The organism is Azospirillum sp. BE72, from assembly GCF_031455875.1.
Classification (GTDB): Bacteria; Pseudomonadota; Alphaproteobacteria; order Azospirillales; family Azospirillaceae; genus Azospirillum.
Genome location: NZ_JAVDTO010000040.1, coordinates 1 through 4,013, shown reverse-complemented (window position 1 = coordinate 4,013; position 4,013 = coordinate 1). Strand labels below are relative to the sequence as shown.

4 protein-coding genes are annotated in these 4,013 nt (G+C 63.9%); all 4 read right to left on the bottom strand.

Going from position 1 to position 4,013, the window contains the following annotated elements; genetic code table 11:
• The coding region (locus J2Y49_RS32300; protein WP_310119863.1) for an FAD-binding protein at nt 1-674 on the bottom strand (674 nt) is incomplete at its 3' end.
• Between the two features lie 320 nt (nt 675-994).
• Nucleotides 995-1,744, bottom strand: a complete 750-nt coding sequence (locus tag J2Y49_RS32295; protein ID WP_310119862.1) for an electron transfer flavoprotein subunit beta/FixA family protein — start codon at nt 1,742-1,744, stop codon at nt 995-997.
• 35 nt (nt 1,745-1,779) lie between these two features.
• Nucleotides 1,780-3,177, bottom strand: a complete 1,398-nt coding sequence (gene lpdA / locus J2Y49_RS32290) for a dihydrolipoyl dehydrogenase (protein ID WP_098735554.1) — start codon at nt 3,175-3,177, stop codon at nt 1,780-1,782.
• A gap of 31 nt (nt 3,178-3,208) precedes the next feature.
• A complete protein-coding gene (locus J2Y49_RS32285) occupies nt 3,209-3,445 on the bottom strand; it encodes a hypothetical protein (RefSeq protein WP_098735553.1) in 237 nt (78 codons plus the stop codon).
• Between the last annotated feature and the right edge of the window lie 568 nt (nt 3,446-4,013).

Genomic DNA, 4,013 nt, shown 5'->3' with positions numbered 1-4,013 from the left:
CCCACGGCGGCACCCAGCTTGTCGGCCAGAGCCTCCAGCATCGGGAAGTTGTCGCCCGACTGCATACCGCGCCCGCCGGAGATGACGATGCGGGCCGAGGTCAGCTCCGGACGCTCCGACTTGGTCAGTTCGGCCGAGACGAAGCTCGACAGGGCGGGATCGGCCACGGCGGCGATGCTCTCGACCGGGGCGCTGTTGGTGGCGGCGGTGGCCTCGAAGGCGGTGGTGCGGACGGTGACCACCTTCACCGCATCGGCCGACTGCACGGTGGCGATGGCGTTGCCGGCATAGATCGGCCGCGTGAAGGTGTCGGCGCTTTCGACCGACAGGATGTCCGAGATCGGCTGCATGTCCAGCAGCGCTGCCGCGCGCGGCAGCACGTTCTTGCCGGCCGAGGTGGCGGGAGCCAGCACGTGGCTGTAACCGTTCTTCACCGTCTCGGCAATCAGCGCGGCCATCGCTTCCGGCAGTTGGTGCTCATAACCCGCATCGTCGGCGAGCAATACCTTGGCGACGCCCGTGAGTTTGGCGGCGGCATCGGCAGCAGCCTGTGCGCCCTTGCCGGCGACCAAGACGTGAATGTCGCCGCCGATCTTTTCGGCGGCGGCCACGGCGTTCAGCGTGGCCGATTTCAGGCGGGCATTGTCGTGCTCCGCAAGGACCAGGATTGATATGCTGGAAACCTCTGCTTTCAGTCTGACGCGAGGCCGAGCGTGCTAAGTCTCGCCTCTTGTTCAAGGATCGGCCGGAACGCCGGGGAATTGATCGCGGCTATGATCTCCGCGCGGCTCAGCGCCCATTCATCCTGCGCATTCAGGAACCGGAGAAGAATGCCGGCGGCGTGAGTGCGCAAGTGGGCGGGAGGCGCCACGAACTCATCGAGGCGAGGGGCTTCGGCCCCATAGCCCGAAACGGCGGACTGTGTGCTTTGCACGCGAACCTCTTGCTCTGGTGGTTGCACTCCGACGATTGCGCAGCAACCCCCGCATCGCCTCTAGATCACCCGTGCCTCGTTCTTGAGCTTGTTGACCAGCGTGGCGACGTCCGGCACCTTGATGCCGGCCTGACGCTTCGCCGGCTCGGTGACCTTCACCGTGGTCAGGCGCGGGGCGACGTCGACGCCCAACGCGTCCGGGGCGACGGTCTCCAGCGGCTTCTTCTTCGCCTTCATGATGTTCGGCAGCGAGGCATAGCGCGGCTCGTTCAGACGCAGGTCGGCAGTGACCACCGCCGGCAGCTTGAGCTCCACCGTCTCCAGACCGCCGTCGATCTCACGCGTCACCGCGACCTTGCCGTCGCCGGCAACCACCTTCGACGCGAAGGTGCCCTGGCCCCAGCCGAGCAGCGCGGCCAGCATCTGGCCGGTCTGGTTGCAGTCGTCGTCGATCGCCTGCTTGCCGAGGATGAGGAGGCCGGGGGCCTCCTTCTCGACCAGGGCCTTCAGCACCTTGGCGACGGCGAGCGGCTCGGTCGTCACGTCGGTCTGCACCAGGATGGCGCGGTCGGCACCCATGGCGAGAGCGGTGCGCAGGGTCTCCTGGGCCTGGGTCGGGCCGACGGAGACCACGACGATCTCGGTCGCCGTGCCGGCTTCCTTCAGGCGCACGGCTTCTTCGACGGCGATCTCGTCGAAGGGGTTCATGCTCATCTTCACGTTGGCGGTCTCGACGCCGCTGCCATCCGCCTTGACGCGGATCTTCACATTGTAGTCGATCACCCTTTTCACGGGCACGAGGATCTTCATTGGCTTGTTCCGTTCAGGTGCGGCCAGGGAGAGTCTCAGATGTGAATGGCGCGGTTGTCCGCGGCGAGTACCGACTCATGCATCATTTCCGATAAGGTCGGGTGCGGGAAGACGGTATGCATCAGTTCGGCCTCCGTCGTCTCAATGGTCTTGGCGACGGTGTAGCCCTGGATCAGCTCGGTTACCTCTGCGCCGATCATGTGGGCGCCGAGCAGTTCGCCAGTCTTGGCGTCGAACACCGTCTTGACCATACCCTCGGTCTCTCCGAGCGCGATGGCCTTGCCATTTCCGATGAAGGGGAAGCGGCCGACCTTGACCTCGTAGCCCTTCTCCTTGGCTTTCTTCTCCGTAAGCCCGACCGAGGCGATCTGCGGGTGCGAGTAGGTGCAGCCGGGGATGCCGAGGATGTTCAGACCGTGCGGGTACTTGCCGGCGATGTGCTCGGCGACGATGACGCCCTCGTGACTGGCCTTGTGGGCAAGCCAGGGGGCGCCGGTCACGTCGCCGATGGCGTAGACGCCAGGCTCGTCGGTCTCGCACATCGCGTTGGTCTGGATGTGACCGCGTTCCAGCTTCACCTTGGTACCTTCCAGCCCCAGGTTTTTGGTGTTCGGGCTGATGCCAGCGGCGACGATGATGCGGTCAACCGTGATGTCCTCAATCTTGCCGTCGGCCTCGACCGTGACGGTGACGCTGTCGGCGCTCTTGCGCAGGTTGCCGGCCTTGCCGCCGGTGATGATGCGCATGCCCTGCTTCTCGAAGGACTTGCGCGCCATCGCCGAGATTTCCTCATCCTCTACCGGAAGGATGCGGTCCATCACCTCGACCACCGTCACCTTGGCGCCCAGCTCGTTGTAGAAGCTGGCGAACTCGACACCGATGGCGCCGGAGCCGATGACCAGCAGCGACTTCGGCGTGACGTCCGGGGTCATCGCCTTGCGGTAGGTCCAGACCAGCTTTCCATCTTCCTCTAGCCCCGGCAGAGCGCGGGCGCGGGCGCCGGTGGCGATGATGATGTGCTTGGCGCCGAAGGTGCCGACCGGGGCCTCGCCCTTGGTTACGGCGACGAGGCCCTTGCCGGCCAGCTTGGCGGCGCCCTCGATGACGGTGACTTTGTTCTTCTTTAGCAAGTGCTTGACGCCGTTGTTGAGCTGGTTGGCGACCTTGCGCGAGCGCTGGACGACCTTGTCGAGGTCGAAGCCTGGGTTCTGGATAACCAAGCCGTAGTCGTTGGCATGCTTGGCGTTGCGCAGCACCTCGGCCGAGCGCAGCAGCGCCTTGGTCGGGATGCAGCCCCAATTCAGGCAGATGCCGCCGAGATTTTCACGCTCGACAACGGCGGTGTGCAGGCCCAACTGGGCGGCACGGATCGCTGCCACGTAACCGCCCGGCCCACCGCCGATGATGATGACGTCGTAAGAGTGAAGGCTCATGTCTGTTCCTCAGTCTGAAGCCCGAGGCCGCTCACCCGCTGGGAAAGGCGGTCGACAGCGCCGGGTCGGCGGTAAGCTCGGCCACCCTGCCGCTGCGCACCACCTCCCCGCACAGCAGGATGATGATACGGCGCTCGCGGCAGATGGACCCGATGAAGCTGAAGATCTGCTGGACGATCACCGGGGCCAGCGCCGCCGACAGGATCACCATCTGCTCCTGCCCGCCCGTCAGTATGCCGGCCGAGGTGTGGCGGCGCGCCGTCAGCATCAGCAACCGTTCATAGTGTCGATAGGGCGATCGTAGCTGTTAGGGCGGCTGTCTCGATTAGGCCAATGACGGAACGACGGTGCATGACGCTTTCCCCTCCCATGAACGGCGGATCGTGGCATCCCGCCTCGTAAAAATGAATAATGAGTCATATCTCATATTTAATGTAGCCGCAGCAAACTGTCGGCGCAACGACATAAATGCGTTTGCCTAGCGTTTCACCCAAGCGCCCACCCTGTGCTGATCCTGCAGGGGCGCCAACCTTCAATGGGAACAGAGAGTCTTTGTGCCGAACCGAGACAAGGCCAGTATAGAAAAGAACCGCAAGCACGACCATTTCGCAACAACACCGCTTTGCGGAAATATGAATGTTGGTTCACAAATCGGCTCTGTTGCAAAGTTTGCCGGCAGGCGGCGGAATGGCTGGACGCTGTTGGGAGCCAAGCCGTGTCGGACTTCAAGGGACGCCACTTTGACCCTCCTCCGAATCAGTGGACACCTCTGCTAAGCTCCAGATGGAGCGGAGAGGTCAAGAATGACGACGACACGGCGCATCTTTACGGACGAG

Bases quoted from the DNA above. Each gene is read 5' to 3' on its own strand.
- J2Y49_RS32295 (WP_310119862.1), bottom strand. From the start codon at position 1,744: ATGAAGATCCTCGTGCCCGTGAAAAGGGTGATCGACTACAATGTGAAG.
- lpdA (WP_098735554.1), bottom strand. From the start codon at position 3,177: ATGAGCCTTCACTCTTACGACGTCATCATCATCGGCGGTGGGCCGGGC.
- J2Y49_RS32285 (WP_098735553.1), bottom strand. From the start codon at position 3,445: ATGCTGACGGCGCGCCGCCACACCTCGGCCGGCATACTGACGGGCGGG.